The sequence below is a fragment of the Bradyrhizobium sp. Ash2021 genome, assembly GCF_031202265.1.
Classification (GTDB): Bacteria; Pseudomonadota; Alphaproteobacteria; order Rhizobiales; family Xanthobacteraceae; genus Bradyrhizobium.
The window spans coordinates 716,934-733,127 of sequence record NZ_CP100604.1 but is presented as its reverse complement, the minus strand read 5'-3'; the positions used below and the strand labels follow the sequence as shown (position 1 = coordinate 733,127).

Here is a 16,194-nt window from a genome sequence, read left to right as displayed (position 1 = left end):
AGCTCCGATGAAAACTGCAAGCCGTGTTGCGGTTGATGCCGTGAAAGCAGATGGAACATAAGACAGCATGATCGAGACGATACCAACTCGTCTAAATCCTTCACTAGCGCGTGATGAATGCGGCGGTTTCTTTTTGGGAGGCCGCGGTGATCTGTGACGTTCAACCCTGCAACTCGTGTCGCCGCGGCAATTCTGCATCTCATTGATGAGTGATCGCCGGAATTTGTGCCTGCGACGCCCTTTGATGGGTATGGACGCGCACTAACACTTGCATCACCAATCAAACGGAATAGGTCGCCGAAGCCGGGCTCACACTTCCACCCGGAGCTAAGGTCAAACACACTGAAATAGAGGTTAACATGCAGAAACAGAACCGTTACTGCCTCTCCAATCTTCGCTCGCAGTTGCTGGATCATCCCGTTTACGCGGAAGTCGCTTCTGTCGAGGATCTGAGGCGGTTCATGCAAGATCATGTCTTCGCCGTCTGGGATTTCATGTCGCTCCTGAAGCGGTTGCAGCAAGACTTGACGTGTACAAACGTGCCGTGGTTCCCGGCAGGAAACGCAAAAGCTGCGCGCCTGATCAACGACATCGTTATCGGCGAGGAAACGGATGTCGATCCGGACGGCTCTTATGTCAGCCACCTCGATTTATACCTGCGCGCCATGGAGGACGTCGGCGCCAGCACACACCAATTCGACACGTTCCGTTCACTGGCAAGGGCCGGTACATCGATCGAAGCGGCTATGGTGCAGACCGAAGTGCCGCCACATGTGCAAGCTTTTGTCGCGCATACGATGATGCTGGCCCAATCAGGAACGACGGAAGAAGTGTTGGCAGCGTTCTTCTACGGCCGTGAGGACATCATCCCGGAGATGTTCAGCAGGCTGCGAAAGATCCTTCCTGGTGCAAGGAAGTCCAACGATCCCTTGCGGCATTTTGTCTACTATATCGAGCGGCACATTGAGCTCGATGGTGACAGTCACGGGCCAATGGGGCGGGAGCTGCTCGATGGATTGGTTGCGGATTCGCCGCAGAAGGACGAGCGGGCGCTGCACGCAGCGTGCAACAGCATCAAGGCTCGGATCGAGCTTTGGGATGGCACATTAAGCATACTTCGTGACATGCGCACGAAGAAGGCTACGCCCCTTATCCAAGCTGGCGGGCGGCAGATGGGCGAAGTCCGGGCGATCTCGGGACGAGCGCACTGACAAGGCAAGACACAGACCCGCCGCTTCTAGGCGGCGGGCCCGTGTCTTGCGGCGAAAGTAGCGGTCGCCCGGGCATTGTCCCGTTGTCTTCCGGCGTCCGTTGCGTCGCAGTTGCAATGATGCATCAAACTCGCGGCGACGACGCGCTCCAGTCCAACGCAGTGCGCGTTCGCATAATATTTATGGAACGACCGCTCTTGGCGCGAAGCGGCCGTCGACGCTCGATCGCGCGTGTAACTCAAGGTAGCTATTTCCCGATCGAATCAGAGCGTCGCGGAGATTGTCGGTACCTGGACAGGGTGCGTCATGCGACATAACCACCGTCTATCGTCTGGCTGGAGCCGGTAATGAATCCGGCCTCGGGGCTTGCGAGATAGGCCACCAGCCCCGCAATCTCTTCAGGCTTGCCCAGGCGTCCGAGGGGCACAAGTGGCTTCACCATCTCGGCGTGAGCAGCTGTCATCTCTGTTTCGGTGGGTCCGGGCTGGACATTATTGACGGTAATCCCGCGCGGCGCGAGGTCGATAGCGATGCCGCGCACCAGCGAGGCAACCGCGCCCTTCGTCATTGAGTAAACACTTGCTCCCGGGAATGCAGTTCGAATGGCTGTATTGCTGCCGATGGTGATAATCCGTCCGCCTTCCCTGAGGTGGGGGGACGATGCCTGGATCGCGACGAAGACGCCGCGCAGATTCGTCGCCACCATACGATCGAAGTCGGCAAGATCATACTTGTCCACCGTGCCGCGTATTAGGATCCCGGCATTGACGACCAGAATGTCCAGATGGCCGAAGCGTGCGATCGTCTGTGCCACCGCATCCACGACGGCTCTGGGATCGGCGCTGTCGGCTTTGATCGCGATCACCGGCTGGCCATGAGCTTCCGCCGCGCGGGCGGTTTTGGCCGCCTTCTCCGCCGAGTTGGCATAGGTCAGCGCGACCGACGCGCCGTTCGCTGCAAGTCGCCTCACGATCGCCGCGCCAATACCCCGGGAGCCCCCCAAAACAAGCGCGACTTTATCGATTAGCGTAGGTTCGTTATACATACATTCTCTCCGTTATTGACTAATAAGTCCAAAATTGTCCAGGCCGATGCTCGCAGCACTGCCGCGAAACTACTGATTTCTCAAACTTGCGATCGCAAAGGCGGCCGTGTCGCGCAGAGATTGAAGAGAAGCTCCTGCCTTTGCTGCGACCTGGAGTCCGAACATCGTTGTTTCCACGAAGCGCGCGGCACGCTCGATATCGACATTCGCTCCGATTTCGTTTGCCGCTTGTGCGTGCCGCAGACGCTCGATCAGAGCCCTGTGTTGCTCGCCGCCGCTCCTGGCGCGCAGTGTTACCAGGTCGGTGTCGGTGTTTCCGAATTCGCAGATAGAGCCAACACCCATGCAGCCCTTCTCGCGCACGGATTTATCGGAAGCAATGATGCCGATAACAAACGCTTCAATTCCGGCCAGTGGCGAAGCGGTCGATCGCAGCCGCCTGATGTTCTCGGCAACGCTCTCTCGCTGATATTTCTCAAGCGCTTCCAGATAAAGCCGGTGTTTGTCGCCGAACGTGTCGTACATGCTCTGCCGGCCGATATTCATCGCACGCAGCAGATCGTCCGTAGAAGTTGTGGCATAACCCTTTCGCCAGAAAACGGACATCGCCCGTTGCACGGCTGCATCGCGATCAAATTCTCTTGGCCTGGCCATGGCCGTGATTAGCTATTTTGGACCGATCTGTCAATAACGGCGCATCCGGCAATGGAAGCATTCTTAATGGCCGTTGTGGGCGCCAGAAGCGGACCTTCCTCAAATGCAGCTTTTGACAACCCGCAGCCGGCTCTCGACGATTGAAGCGCGTAGGGCGGAAGGCGTCATCCGCCGCTCGGCTGGCTCTGATCGGCGGATTACGCCCACCGGGCCGCGCCTCGGCGCGGACCCGTTGTGCTCCAATCCGTCCTACGTGCTGCTCTATCTCGCCGGTGAGCGAGAACAGTGATCCGTGGCCGCAACTGTCGAGCAAGCGGCTCCTTTGGCGCTCACGGCTCGGATCGGCCCTACCGACCAAGCAGAGGCCGATATCGACAGGACAGACACTCTCGAGCAGCAATTTGCGCGAAATCGTCGCGCGACAAACGTGCAACTGTCGAAGCACCAAAGGCAGCAGTAGAGTTGACCGAAATGATGTCAGCACCACCGGACGTCAGCGCGTTGCAGGAGCGGCGACGTCTGCACCAGTTGCTGCGCGACAAGTGCAACAGGGAGAACTCTGATGCGCCATTCCTTTCCAAAAATCTGCTTCAGCGCTGCCGCCGTGCTTGCCGCGGGTGCGGCCAATGCGAACGAGGAACTGATCAAGATGTCGCAAAACCCGAAAGACTGGGTGATGCCAACGGGTAACTACGCGAACCATCGCTATTCGCAGCTCAATCAGATCACCTCGGAGAATGCCGCCAAGTTGCAGGTGACCTGGACGTTTTCGACCGGCGTTCTGCGCGGACACGAAGGCGGCCCATTAGTGATCGGCAATGTCATGTATGTCCACGGCCCGTTTCCGAATCCCGTCTTTGCTCTTGATCTGAATAACGACGGCAAGATCCTTTGGAAATACGATCCCAAGCAGGATCCCAATGTGATCCCCGTCATGTGCTGCGATACAGTCAATCGTGGCTTGGCCTACGGCGACGGCAAGGTCTTCCTGCATCAAGCTGACACGACGCTGGTCGCTCTCGATGCCAAGACCGGCAAGGTGTCCTGGTCAGCCAAGAACGGCGATCCGTCGAAGGGCGAGACCGGAACTTCGGCTCCAATGGTGATCAAGGACAAGGTCTTCGTCGGCATCTCCGGTGGCGAGTTTGCGGTTCGCGGTTCGATGACGGCGTACGACATGAAAACCGGCAAGCAGGCATGGCGCGCATATTCGGTCGGTCCGGACAATGAAATGCTGATTGATCCGCAGAAGACGACGGAACTCGGCAAGCCGGTCGGCGGTGACTCGAGCCTCAAGACCTGGCAAGGCGACCAGTGGAAGATTGGCGGGTCTACGACTTGGGGATGGTACTCCTACGATCCCGAACTCAACCTGGTCTATTACGGCTCCGCCAATCCCGGAACCTGGAATCCGAGCCAACGGCCGGGCGACAACAAATGGTCGATGACCATCTTCGCGCGTGATGTCGATACCGGAATCGCCAGATGGGTGTACCAGATGACGCCACACGACGAATGGGACTACGACGGCGTCAATGAAATGATCCTGGTCGACCAGACCATCGGCGGGACGCCGCGGAAGCTCCTCGTTCACTTCGATCGAAATGGCTTCGCTTACACACTTGATCGAACCAACGGCGAGCTCATCGTCGCTGAAAAGTACGATCCCGCGGTCAACTGGGCCACCAAGGTCGAGATGGATAAAGCCTCGCAGACCTATGGTCGTCCCATCGTCGACCCGAAGTACTCTACCCGGCGAGAGGACGCCAACGTGAAGGGGATCTGCCCGGCTGCGCTTGGAACCAAGGATCAACAGCCTGCCGCATTCTCACCTGGTACTGGCCTGTTCTACGTGCCGACCAACCACGTCTGCATGGATTACGAGCCGTTCAAGGTGAACTATACGGCTGGGCAGCCTTATGTTGGGGCAACCTTGTCGATGTACCCGCCTCCTGGCGAGAGCCACATGGGCAACTTCATTGCCTGGGACGCCCGCACCGGCAAGATCGTCTGGTCGACGAAAGAGCAATTCTCGGTTTGGTCGGGTGCGTTAGCAACCGCCGGCAATGTTGTGTTCTACGGAACGCTCGAGGGTTACCTGAAGGCTGCCGATGCCAAGACCGGCAAGGAACTCTTCAAGTTCAAAACACCTTCCGGCATCATCGGAAACATGACGACTTACGAGCATAACGGGAAGCAGTACATTGCCGTTCTGTCCGGAGTGGGCGGTTGGGCCGGCATTGGCCTGGCTGCCGGCTTGAGAGCTATCGCCAATTTTTGGTGACGGCCTGATCAGTCAGGCGGCGGCGGTTGCGGGCTGAGGGGCGGCCAGCTTGGCGGTGACCTCGATCCCGTCGGTGAATTTCACACCGAGAATGATCTTTGGCAAGTGTGCATGTCCGTCGAGCCGTCGCCAGGATCGTTGCGCCCCTTCGACCAGCTTGAATACCATGGCGAGAGCGGTCTTGTTTGAGAGGCAGCCTTTCGATCGGATCGTGCGGTGGCGGACGGTCGCGAAAGTGCTTTCAATCGGGTTGGTGGTGCGCAGGTGCTTCCAATGCTCGGCCGGGAAGTCGTAGAAGGCGAGCAGCAGGTCGCGATCCTTCGTCAGACAATCGACGGCCTTCTGGTATTTCGGCGTGTAGCTTTCGATGAAGGCGTCGAAGGCGACTTCGGCATTGGCCTTGGTCTCGGCCATCCAGATTTCCTGCAGCGCCCGCTTGGCCTTTGGTTGCACACTCTTGGGTAATTTGCCCAGCACGTTCGCCGTCTTGTGCACCCAACAGCGCTGCTCGCGTGCTTTCGGCCAGACCTCGCCGGCCGCTTTCCAGAAGCCGAGCGCGCCGTCGGCGATCATCAGCTCGGGCCGGGCATCGAGCCCGCATCGCTTCAGATCCAGCAGCAGATCGCGCCAATCCTGCGCACTTTCCCGAGCGCCATCGGTGAACCCGACGAGCTCTTTCTTGCCCTCGGGCGTCGCGCCGATCAGCACCAGGATGCACTGCTTTTCATCTTCCAGCCGCGCCTCGAGGTGGATGCCGTCCGCCCAGACGTACACGTAGCGCTTGCCCGACAAATCACGCTTGCGCCACTGGGCATGATCATCCTGCCAGCCGTCCTTCAGGCGGCCGATGGCGCTGGCCGAGAGGCCGGGCGCATCCTTGCCGAGCAAGGCCGCCAGAGCGTCCGAGAAATCGCCGGTCGAGATGCCCTTCAGGTAGAGGATCGGTAGCAGCGTCTCGATCGACTTCGAGCGGCGCATATAGGGCGGCAAGATCGATGGCGAGAAGCGGATGCGGCGGGGATCGCCGGCTGCGGCCTCGCGATCGCGCACGCGGGGCTGGCGCACCGGGACCGCGCCGATGCCCGTCATCACCTCGCGCTCGGGCAGATGACCGTGGCGCACCACGCGTTGGTGGCCATCCTCGGTCTTCAAATCGGCATGCTTGGAAAGAAACCCGGCGACCTCGGCCTCCACCGCCTGGGCGAGAAGGGCACGCGCCCCATCGCGCAAAATGTCGGTGAGTTGGTCGCTGAAAGTTCCTGGCTGAATCAGTTTTACGACGGTATCCTTAGACACGGCATATCGCTCCTTTGGTGGAGAAGTGGAGGCGTTGAACACCCCCACGATATGCCGCCTTCCCGATTCACGCCGTCACCAACTTTGGGCCATAGCTCCCGGCTTGACGGAGCCCACCGCTGGATTGGGCGCCGTCGGAGGCTATGTCGGCTTGCACGATTACACAGCGCTGGGTGGCCAGCTCACTGTGTTCTCGCTGCCCGACAGCTAACGCAACTCGAAGGAGACTCTTGGCGTGTTGCTGGACGTGACACGTTGTAGCGACGTACGCCGGCCGCGCGATATAGCTGCCGGCCACGCCAGCAGTCCGACAGGCGGGCCAAATGGAATGATCGCGCCACGGCCGACCAACAGACCGGTCGTGAGCGGCAAAGGATGCCCTGGCCGCGTATCTGTGGGATCAAGCGCCGGACCCCAGAAACCGAACCCCGGTCACAAATTTTGCGGGCTGTAGGGGCGGCGATCGAATATTGATGTGGAAGAGGCATCTTAGTAACGCTGCTGCCGCTGTGACCTTTGGCCAAGGGAAACAAAATGGTTGCTCCTTATGCAAACTGGATAACGCGAAAGGCTCCTTGGCTGGAACCCTTCGGCATACTGGCGCTGTTGAGCGTGCTGATTGCGGTCCCCGCATTCTTGATGATCCGCGTGCTGGAGCCCGGACTTGTCCTGCCTGCGCTCAGCATTCTGCTTTTCGCGGAAGCAGCGATCGCCGCCATCGTAGCCCGCTCAATCCACGTTCACAGAAATTCGGATAATCTAACGGTATGGAATATTGCCGGCGCATTCGCCATGATGGGTTGCGCAGCGGCGATTTTTAGCGAACCGGATCAAGTGGCGCTTTTTTTCGAACAACCGGTCGAGCAACATCCGGATGCGCCGCCATAGGAGACAGTCACCAGGCCGGGCCCCTCTGGCAGCCAGCAGGCTGCGATGTCGGACTGGAGTTAAGTTGGAGTGCCCCCGTTTTGATATTGCGGCACGGGATTTCCGGCACGTATCGGTGAACCCTGTTACGCACCTACGCATTGCAAAAACCTCGCGTCGAATGAGGGGCCATTCTCCCGGCAAGAAGGGGGCGTGACCGGTGTTTGAATTTCTCGGCACAGATGCCCTGACCGCACTTTTAGAGGTCGTTCTGATCGACCTTGTGCTCGCTGGCGACAACGCCATTGTCATCGGCCTCGCTGCCGCGGGCCTGCCTGAGGCGCAACGAGGCAAGGCGATTCTGATCGGCATCGTCGCCGCGACGATGCTGCGCACTCTGTTTGCCGGGTTGGCGACGCAAATTCTGCAGATCGTCGGCCTCCTGTTCGCGGGCGGGATTCTGTTGTTGTGGGTATGCTGGAAAATGTGGCGAGAGCTGCGCGCCTCCTCTGCAGAGCCGATCAAAGCGACGGAGGCTGCCGGAGCAGTTGCAGGAACAAATCCCGAAGGCAGGCCCCGGAAAACGCTCGTCCAAGCGACCTCGCAGATCATCGTGGCTGACGTTTCCATGTCGCTCGACAACGTCTTGGCCGTCGCAGGGGCGGCACGCGAACATCCAGTGGTTCTGATTTTCGGCCTGATACTTTCGGTTGCAATGATGGGTGCGGCCGCTTCGTTCATTGCGCGCCTTCTGCAAGATCATCGCTGGATTGCTTACGCCGGACTAATCGTCATTCTCTACGTCGCCGTCGACATGACCTATCGCGGAACCCTGGATATCATGAAGGTTGCGTCAATATGACATGACGCACTGCCGCGTCGTTTCTTCCCGATGCGATCCATCAGAGCGTCAATTGCCGTAAGGATAAGTCGGCAGCCATAGCGTCATGCCGGGCCAGAGATACATGAATATCATGCAGACGTTGACGACCAGCATGTAGCTCGTAGGGCGGATTGGAGCCCAACGGGTCCGCGCAAGGCGCGGCCCGATGACAGGCTCCGGCGTAATCCGCCGCTCGGTTGGCTCTGATCGGCGGACCGCCCAGACCTGGCGCAGCCTCCGGCATGACGGAGGGTTTGAGCATGATGTACGAATACTGCCCGACGGGCAAATCAGCGAATTGTTGTCAAGCCCGACTTGCGAAAATATTCCTCTTGTCCCGTCGGGCAAATCAGTGATTTGACTCCGCCCGTCTCACCCGACAAGAGGGGCGGCTCGCGATCGTCACGAAACGCGCGGTGGGATGCGGTGGACGCGGATGCGCCTTTGACGAACGGTGCCGACGCGGACGGCGAAGTCGTGTGGTCCTGACGCCCCGACGCTGGCGTCAAGTTCTTGAGAAGCAAACGCTTCGCAGGGGCGACGGTGGCAAGAAAGCCCGTTCACCGGGGAGAGCGCGAAGTAAACCGTAAAACCATTGCGCAGGGAAGGCCGGATGTTCTCCGCTGAACCTGTATGCTCGTGTGCGTGTTCTTGTGCACAGTGCACGCGAGACCGCGGGTGCAGCGCGCACCCGGCTTTCCCTGCGCCCTCTGTTTGGAGAGGGCGGGAAGTTTAAAGGAAAACCTCGCGCAAATCATGCGGCGAGATCGCGAATTTGTGTTTGTAAGCAACAGTGCCGCTAGTTCGTGGCCTGGATCACCGGGCAGCCACTCAACGCAAGACAGTATCCCGCTACGGCCGCTCCACTACGCGAAATGGCATAATATCAAGCCAGGATCAGGCGGCGCCAAGACCGCAAAACCTTCGGAGGAGACTTTGCCGGTTCGCCATTACGACTGGATCGCCCATTTCGGCCGCCGGACGCCGGACAAGATCGCGGCCGTCGATCTCGCCAGCCAGCGCCGTCTCAGTTACGCGCAATTCGATGCGCGGATTTCGCGCCTCGCCACCCATTTGCGCGACGGGCTGAAAGTCGTGCGCGGCGACCGGGTCGCGGTGCTGGCGCTGAACACGACCGATACGCTGGAAGTGCAGTTCGCCTGCGGCCGGATCGGCGCCGTGTTCCTGCCGCTCAACACCCGCCTCACCGTACCCGAGTTGCAGTTCATCGTCGGCGATGCGTCGCCGAAGGTGATGATCCACGACGGCGATCTGGCCGAGATCGCGCTGACGGTCGCAAAACTCTGCAATGTTTCCTCGGTGCTGCTGCTCGGGCCCGGCGGTTCCTATGAAGCGGCGATCGCATCAGCACAGCCGCTCGATAAGGCCTGCGACGTCACGCTCGATGACATCTCCACCATCATGTACACCTCGGGCACCACGGGCCAGCCGAAGGGCGCGATCATCACCCACGGCATGACGTTCTGGAATTGCGTCAATCTCGGCGGCCCCGCCTACATCTCGCCGTCGTCCGTGCTGCTGACCGTGCTGCCGCTGTTCCACACCGGCGGGCTGAACTGCTACACCAATCCGGTGCTGCATGCCGGCGGCACGGTGCTGATCATGCGCGCGTTCGATCCGGGCGCGGCGTTGCAACTGATCAGCGATCCCGCGCAGGGCATCAACGTGTTCTTCGGCGTGCCCGCGATCTACCAGTTCATGGCGCAGCACCCCGCTTTTGCGACCTCCGATTTCAGCCGGCTGGTGATCGGCGGCGTCGGCGGCGCCCCGATGCCGGTGCCGCTGCTGAAGACCTGGGGACAACGCGGCGTCGCGCTGCAGCAGGGCTACGGCATGACCGAGACCTCGCCGGCGGTGCTGACGCTCGACCGCGAGGATGCCGTGCGCAAGGCCGGCTCCTCCGGCAAGCCGGTGCTGCATACGGAAGTGCGGATCGTTCGCCCCGACGGGTCAGACGCAGCTGTCGGCGAGCTCGGCGAACTCTGGGTCAAGGGGCCGAACGTCACGCCGGGCTATTGGAACAGGCCGGACGCCAACGCGTCCTCCTTCACCGACGGCTGGCTGCACACCGGCGATGCCACGCGGATCGACGAGGAAGGGTTTTACACCATCGTCGACCGCTGGAAGGACATGTACATCTCCGGCGGCGAGAACGTCTATCCGGCCGAGGTCGAGAGCGTGCTGCATCAGCTTCCGGCCATCGCCGAAGCCGCCGTCATCGGCATCCCCAACGAGCAATGGGGCGAAGTCGGCATGGCGATCGTGGCGGTCAAGCCCGGCCATACGCTTGCTCCTGAGGAAATTCATGCGCATTGTGCCGCCAATCTGGCGCGGTTCAAATGCCCGCGCCTGATTGAATTCGTCGACACGCTGCCGCGCAACGCGACCGGGAAGATTCACAAACCGACTTTACGAAAGACGTTCAGCACGCCGAAAGCCACCGATAGCAACGCCGCTGCCTCGTAACCGCCTGCCGGGACCGGCTACGATTTTTCCAACTGTCCCCAACCAAAAGAACCCGAGGATACGCCTTCATGAACAACAAAAAACTGTCGCTGCTTGCCGCCGCCGCAGCCCTCTCCCTGCTCTCCACCCAGTCCCTGGCGCAGAAGAAATACGACACCGGCGCCTCCGACACCGAAATCAAGATCGGCAATGTCGAGGCCTATTCGGGACCTGCTTCCGCCTACGGCGTCATCGGCAAGACCGAGGAAGCCTATTTCAAGATGGTCAACGATGCCGGCGGCATCAACGGCCGCAAGATCAACTGGATCTCCTATGACGACGGCTACAGCCCGCCGAAGACGGTCGAGCAGATCCGCAAGCTGATCGAGAGCGACGAGGTATTTCTGGTGTTCAACGCGCTGGGCACGCCGACCCAGACCGCGGTTCAGAAATATCATAATGCCAAGAAGGTGCCGCAGCTGTTCCTCGCCACCGGCGCCAGCAAGTGGAACGATCCGAAGGATTTTCCCTGGACCATGGGCTTCCAGCCGAGCTACCGCGTCGAAGCCCGGATCTTTGCGAAATACATCCTGAAGAACAAGCCCGACGCAAAGGTCGCGGTGTTCTATGCCAATGACGATTTCGGCAAGGATTACGTCGCCGGCCTGAAGGAAGTGTTCGGCGACAAGGCCTCCTCGATCCTGATCGCGGAAGAGAGCTACGAGACCACCGAGCCCTCGATCGATTCCCACATCGTCAAGCTGAAGGGCACCGGCGCCGACGTGTTCGTCAATATCTCGACGCCGAAATTCGCAGCCCAAGCGATCAAGAAGATCGCGGAGCTGGAATGGAAGCCGATGCACGTCATGACCGACGTTTCGATTTCGATCGGCGCGGTGATGAAGCCGGCCGGTCTCGACGCGTCCGAAGGCGTGCTGTCGGCCGGCTACCTCAAGGACGCCTCCGATCCGCAGTGGAAGGACGATGAAGGCATGAAGAAGTTCATGGCGTTCGTCGACAAGTACATGCCGGGCGCCAACATCTCCGACGCCAATCTGGTCTATGGCTACGCCGCGGCGCAGACCATGGCGCAGGTGCTGAAGCAGTCCGGCGATAATCTGACCCGGGAAAACGTCATGAAGCAGGCCGCCAGCCTGAAGGACTTTGCGCCGGATACCCTGATCCCCGGCATCAAGGTCAACACGTCTGCGAATGACTTCGCTCCGATCGAACAGCTCAAGATGATGCGGTTCAAGAACGGCCAGTGGGAACTGTTCGGCGACATCATCAGCGCCGAAACGGGCGGTTAAAAAGAATGGCGCCGATGTCGAACGTTAGATATCGGCGCCCGTTCTACGCCGGCAGCAGTGAAGCAATCGCCAGTTCACCGCTGATCGCGCGGTCGATCGAATCGATCAACCCCTGCGTCTCGACGAATTTGTTGCGCGCGCGCTCCGCCTTGTCGCGGTCGAACGGCGCAGCAAGCACCTTGGCATGCGCATCGCGCTCTTCCACCATTCGATCCCGCGCCTTTTTCAGGGTGTCCAGCCGTTCAGTCATTTCCGGCCTCCTTTGGGCTGATGATTTCAGATGCATCACAAACAAAAAGCCCGCTGGTTCATCACCAGCGGGCCCTGATATTCAAAAGCCGATCAGAGGATTCCAGTACATCCGTGGAAATCCCAAATCGACGATTTTAGCTTACGCGAAGGTTCTCGGCGCTGGTCTTGCCGCGCATAGAGTCGGTCTTCGCTTCGAACGAGAGCTTCTGGCCCTCATTGAGCGAGCTCAGACCAGCGCGTTCGACGGCGCTGATGTGAACGAAAACGTCATTTCCGCCGTCGTCGGGCTGAATGAAGCCGAAGCCTTTGGTCGCGTTAAACCACTTAACTGTTCCGGTAGCCATGTAACTATCTCCAAGATGCGCAGATGCGCTTTGCCCGCACGACCTCCGCGCGGGTTCGATCCGATTTTTAACGATGTCTTGGGGAAAGGAGCCGGTTTCGGCGCGGTCAACAAGGCAGAGCGGTAATTCGAATGGGGCTCATATAGACCCTTTCACAGGAAATACAAGCCCTGCAGCAGAGATCGCTTCTAGCCAGGCAAAAACATGGCAAACGGCTCGTCGATGGTACGGCGCAAATGCTGGCGATAAGCCGCGTAATTGGCGTCGTTTGGTGAAATGCGGCCGAGGGTAGGACCAGGAACCAGCTTGATCGGCAGATACGCAATCGGGGCCGCGATCGGTGTCAACAGCGAGCCGCGGCCCGCCAACAGCGTCGTGATGATGCCGTACATCTCGCCTGAAATGGTCGGACGCGCCACGGTGATCAGACGATGCTGACCGTGGCGGTTGGTGACGAGATAAATGTGGCCCGACTGGTTGGGCACCGCCACTTCACCGTATTGGGTGTAGGCCGCATCCTGCCGCTCGCTCTCGTGGAACACGAGCGACGACGCGGCGGCATCCCAGGCAATCTCGGTGCGGTAGGCGAAGATCGCTTCCTTGTCGCCGAACGACGGCCGTATCGTCACATAGGTCCCTTCGATCCAGGCGACCGCGCGGCGCGAATAGGCCCCCAACCCATCCGGCGCGACGTCGCCGTTGGCAGGCGGTGCAGCTACCGGAAGGTCCGGCGTCTTGCGCAAGGATACGCCGAGCGCCTGCTCGAGCCGCACCGTGGTCGCAAGCGTGAACGGGCGGCGGCCGCCGAGCACTTTTTCGAGCGTCGAAAGGCTGAGCTTGGCCTGTTCGGCCAGCGATTGCCGGGAGATGCGGCGGCGCGCGATTTCCTCGCGTATGGTCTCGGCCACCTGCCGGCTTTGCTCGGCGGAAAGCTGCGTGTCCGGCGTCGGCATCGTCACCCCTGCTTTGTCCCGGCCATTCTAGCAGACGCACAATGGCGCACAAAGCCGCACAAACCCGTCCCGGCCACGGCGCGCCTCGCCGGGGGGCGGCTGAACAATGCCGATCATTCTGCTCGCGCAAAAACACGCGTTCCCCAACACTTCCCGGCAGCGAAACATTCGCTCGGGAGTGACGAAAATGACGATTTGCGCTGAAATCCAGACCGGCAGGCGCGCGGGCCTGTCGCGCAAGATGCGAATATTGCTGTTCTTCGTGGTGGAAGGCGTCGCCGCACTCGCAGTCGGGTTTGCGGCATTATTTTTGAGTTTTGAGCCGGTGTGGTCGGCGGAAAATCCGCAGGCCGCCGTGCTCCGGCCGGCCGAGGCGCGGTCCGGCTCGCTGCTCATGAAAACCGACGACGGCTATGCCGAAGCAACGCGGCTCGGCATCGATGTCGACCTCACCGTCTCCGGCCCAACCATCCGCGCTCGCGTCACCCAGATTTTCCGGAACCCGACGCAAAACTGGGTCGAGGCCACTTACGTCTACCCGCTGCCGCCGGGCGGCGCGGTGGATACGCTGAAGATGGTGGTCGGCGATCGCGTCGTGGTCGGCGACATCAAGGAGCGGCGGCAGGCCCGCGTCATCTATGAGCAGGCGGCGCGGAACGGACAGAAGGCGGCGCTGACCGAACAGGAACGGCCGAACATCTTTACCAATTCGGTCGCCAATATCGGCCCGGGCGAGACCGTGCTGGTGCAGATCGAATATCAGGAGCCGGTTCAGCAATCCGGCAACGAGTTTTCGTTGCGGGTGCCGATGGTGGTCGGCCCGCGCTACAATCCCGCACCCGTGGTGCAGAGCGTCGACTTCCGGCCCGACGGCGGCGGCTGGGGCGCGACCAAATCCGATTCCGTCCCTGATCGCGACCGCATCTCGCCGCCGGTGCTCGACCCTGCACAGAACGCACCGGTCAACCCGACCAGCATCACGGTGCGCCTCCAGGCCGGCTTCCCCCTTGGCGAAGTGAAGAGTCACCATCACGCGATCAAGACCGAAAGCCCCGACGGCAATACGCGTATCATCAGGCTCGCCGAAGGCCCGGTGCCGGCGGATCGCGATTTCGAGCTGACCTGGAAACCGGCGGCCGAAAAGGCGCCGTCGGTCGGACTGTTCCGCGAGCATGTCGGCAATGCCGACTATCTGCTGGCCTTCGTGACGCCGCCCTCGGTCGAACAGACCGAGAAAAAGCCGCTGCCGCGCGAGGTGATCTTCGTCATCGACAATTCCGGCTCGATGGGCGGCACCTCGATCGCGCAGGCCAAGGCGAGTCTGATCTACGCGCTCGGGCGCCTGCAGCCCAGCGACCGCTTCAACGTGATCCGTTTCGATCACACCATGGACGTGCTGTTCTCGGCGTCAGTGCCGGCCGACGCCGGACATCTCGGCAGGGCGACCGCGTTCGTCAACGCGCTGGAAGCCAATGGCGGCACCGAAATGGTGCCGGCGATGCGCGCGGCGCTGACCGATGATTCCGGCGACGGCGCCAACAATGTCCGCCAGGTCGTGTTCCTGACCGACGGCGCGATCGGCAACGAGCAGCAATTGTTCGAAACCATAACGGCGATGCGCGGCCGCTCGCGCGTGTTCATGGTCGGCATCGGCTCGGCGCCGAACACCTATCTGATGACGCGCGCCGCCGAACTCGGGCGCGGCGCCTTCACCCATATCGGCTCGGTCGAACAGGTCGAGGAGCGGATGCGCTCCCTGTTTGCCAAGCTGGAGAATCCCGCGGTGACCGGTCTCACCGCAAAATTCTCAGGTGCCTCAGCCGACATCACGCCGGCTGCGATCCCCGACCTCTATCGCGACGAGCCGCTGGTTCTGGCCGCCAAACTCGACAAGCTCGCGGGCTCGGTCGAGATCAAGGGCCGCATCGGCGATCGTCCCTGGGTGGTGACCCTTCCGCTTGCGAATGCGGCCGAAGGCAAGGGCCTGTCAAAGCTGTGGGCGCGCCGCAAGATCAGCGATGCCGAGGTGGCGCGTACCACGCGGCAAGCTGCACCTGAAGACGCCGACAAGACCATCCTGGCGCTGGAGCTGGAGCATCAACTCGTCACCCGGCTGACCAGCCTGGTCGCGGTCGACAAGACGCCGAGCCGTCCCGAGGGCGAACCGCTCAAGGTCGGCGAGTTGCCGATCAACCTGCCCGCGGGTTGGGATTTCGCAAAAGTGTTCGGCGAGCGCCCGCAATTGCCGGTCGTGCCCAGGGAGAGGCGTGCCGATGCCGGCGACGGCAAAGTTCAGGTCGCGGCCTCGAAGCGTCCGCTGCCCGTGGCCGCGCCGATGCCGGACACTATCAAGCTGCCGAAGACCGCGACCGACTCGGAGCTGAAGATGATCGCGGGTTCCATCCTGCTCGCACTCAGCCTGATCCTGTTGGTGTTCAACCGGCGTCAGATGTTCGTGCGCTGACGCCGCCAGATGGAGGAGGCGCCCCAACCTCCTCCTTGAGAGCGCGCGCGGCCTACCCGTCCCCCAGGGCCGCGCGCGCGACTTTTTCAAGTACCGTCGTTGCGAGCGAAGCGCAGCAATCCATCTCGCCGCGACAAGAAGGAATGGATTGCTTCGCTTCGCTCG

13 protein-coding genes and 1 pseudogene are annotated in these 16,194 nt (G+C 60.9%); 8 read left to right on the top strand and 6 right to left on the bottom strand.

Annotated elements, in window-relative coordinates:
• Positions 1–359 precede the first annotated feature (359 nt).
• Entirely contained in the window at positions 360–1,211 is an 852-nt protein-coding gene (locus tag NL528_RS03445) for a DUF3050 domain-containing protein (protein WP_309181321.1), read from the top strand.
• Between the two features lie 304 nt (positions 1,212–1,515).
• On the opposite strand, the gene NL528_RS03440 is transcribed toward NL528_RS03445, so the two are convergent.
• Together NL528_RS03440 and NL528_RS03435 are read right to left on the bottom strand one after the other, a co-directional pair.
• Positions 1,516–2,256, bottom strand: coding sequence for a 3-oxoacyl-ACP reductase family protein (locus tag NL528_RS03440; protein WP_309181320.1), 741 nt, complete (start codon positions 2,254–2,256; stop codon positions 1,516–1,518).
• A gap of 69 nt (positions 2,257–2,325) precedes the next feature.
• Positions 2,326–2,910 carry a TetR/AcrR family transcriptional regulator gene (locus NL528_RS03435; protein ID WP_309181319.1) on the bottom strand — a complete coding sequence of 195 codons (585 nt, stop codon included), beginning with the start codon at positions 2,908–2,910 and terminating at the stop codon, positions 2,326–2,328.
• Positions 2,911–3,013: 103 nt separating this feature from the next.
• Between NL528_RS03435 and NL528_RS03430 the strand changes: the two genes are divergently transcribed.
• Both NL528_RS03430 and NL528_RS03425 read left to right on the top strand, forming a co-directional pair.
• The gene (locus tag NL528_RS03430) at positions 3,014–3,199 is read left to right on the top strand and encodes a hypothetical protein (protein ID WP_309181318.1); all 186 of its coding nucleotides are present in this window, start codon (positions 3,014–3,016) and stop codon (positions 3,197–3,199) included.
• 273 nt (positions 3,200–3,472) lie between these two features.
• A pseudogene (locus NL528_RS03425) lies at positions 3,473–5,170 on the top strand (methanol/ethanol family PQQ-dependent dehydrogenase); the annotation flags it as partial.
• Between the two features lie 36 nt (positions 5,171–5,206).
• Here the strand turns inward: NL528_RS03425 and NL528_RS03420 are convergent.
• A complete protein-coding gene (locus NL528_RS03420) occupies positions 5,207–6,490 on the bottom strand; it encodes an IS256 family transposase (RefSeq protein ID WP_309176722.1) in 1,284 nt (427 codons plus the stop codon).
• A gap of 534 nt (positions 6,491–7,024) precedes the next feature.
• Here NL528_RS03420 and NL528_RS03415 point away from each other — a divergent pair.
• The 4 genes from NL528_RS03415 (at position 7,025) to NL528_RS03400 (ending at position 12,016) form a co-directional block, all read left to right on the top strand.
• On the top strand, positions 7,025–7,378 hold the full coding sequence (locus tag NL528_RS03415; protein ID WP_309181317.1) for a hypothetical protein: 354 nt from the start codon (positions 7,025–7,027) through the stop codon (positions 7,376–7,378).
• 199 nt (positions 7,379–7,577) lie between these two features.
• Positions 7,578–8,219, top strand: coding sequence for a TerC family protein (locus NL528_RS03410; protein WP_309181316.1), 642 nt, complete (start codon positions 7,578–7,580; stop codon positions 8,217–8,219).
• Between the two features lie 957 nt (positions 8,220–9,176).
• Positions 9,177–10,727, top strand: a complete 1,551-nt coding sequence (locus tag NL528_RS03405; RefSeq protein WP_309181315.1) for a long-chain fatty acid--CoA ligase — start codon at positions 9,177–9,179, stop codon at positions 10,725–10,727.
• Positions 10,728–10,795: 68 nt separating this feature from the next.
• On the top strand, positions 10,796–12,016 hold the full coding sequence (locus NL528_RS03400) for an ABC transporter substrate-binding protein (protein ID WP_309181314.1): 1,221 nt from the start codon (positions 10,796–10,798) through the stop codon (positions 12,014–12,016).
• Between the two features lie 43 nt (positions 12,017–12,059).
• On the opposite strand, the gene NL528_RS03395 is transcribed toward NL528_RS03400, so the two are convergent.
• The 3 genes from NL528_RS03395 to NL528_RS03385 form a co-directional block, all read right to left on the bottom strand.
• Positions 12,060–12,266 carry a hypothetical protein gene (locus NL528_RS03395; RefSeq protein WP_309181313.1) on the bottom strand — a complete coding sequence of 69 codons (207 nt, stop codon included), beginning with the start codon at positions 12,264–12,266 and terminating at the stop codon, positions 12,060–12,062.
• Between the two features lie 136 nt (positions 12,267–12,402).
• A complete protein-coding gene (locus NL528_RS03390; protein ID WP_074271649.1) occupies positions 12,403–12,612 on the bottom strand; it encodes a cold-shock protein in 210 nt (69 codons plus the stop codon).
• Positions 12,613–12,800: 188 nt separating this feature from the next.
• Positions 12,801–13,565 (bottom strand): helix-turn-helix transcriptional regulator, encoded by a 765-nt coding sequence (locus NL528_RS03385; protein WP_309181312.1) that lies wholly within the window; start codon positions 13,563–13,565, stop codon positions 12,801–12,803.
• 241 nt (positions 13,566–13,806) lie between these two features.
• Here NL528_RS03385 and NL528_RS03380 point away from each other — a divergent pair, with 241 nt between their 5' ends.
• Positions 13,807–16,029, top strand: a complete 2,223-nt coding sequence (locus tag NL528_RS03380) for a marine proteobacterial sortase target protein (protein WP_375144122.1) — start codon at positions 13,807–13,809, stop codon at positions 16,027–16,029.
• The last annotated feature ends 165 nt before the right edge of the window (positions 16,030–16,194 follow it).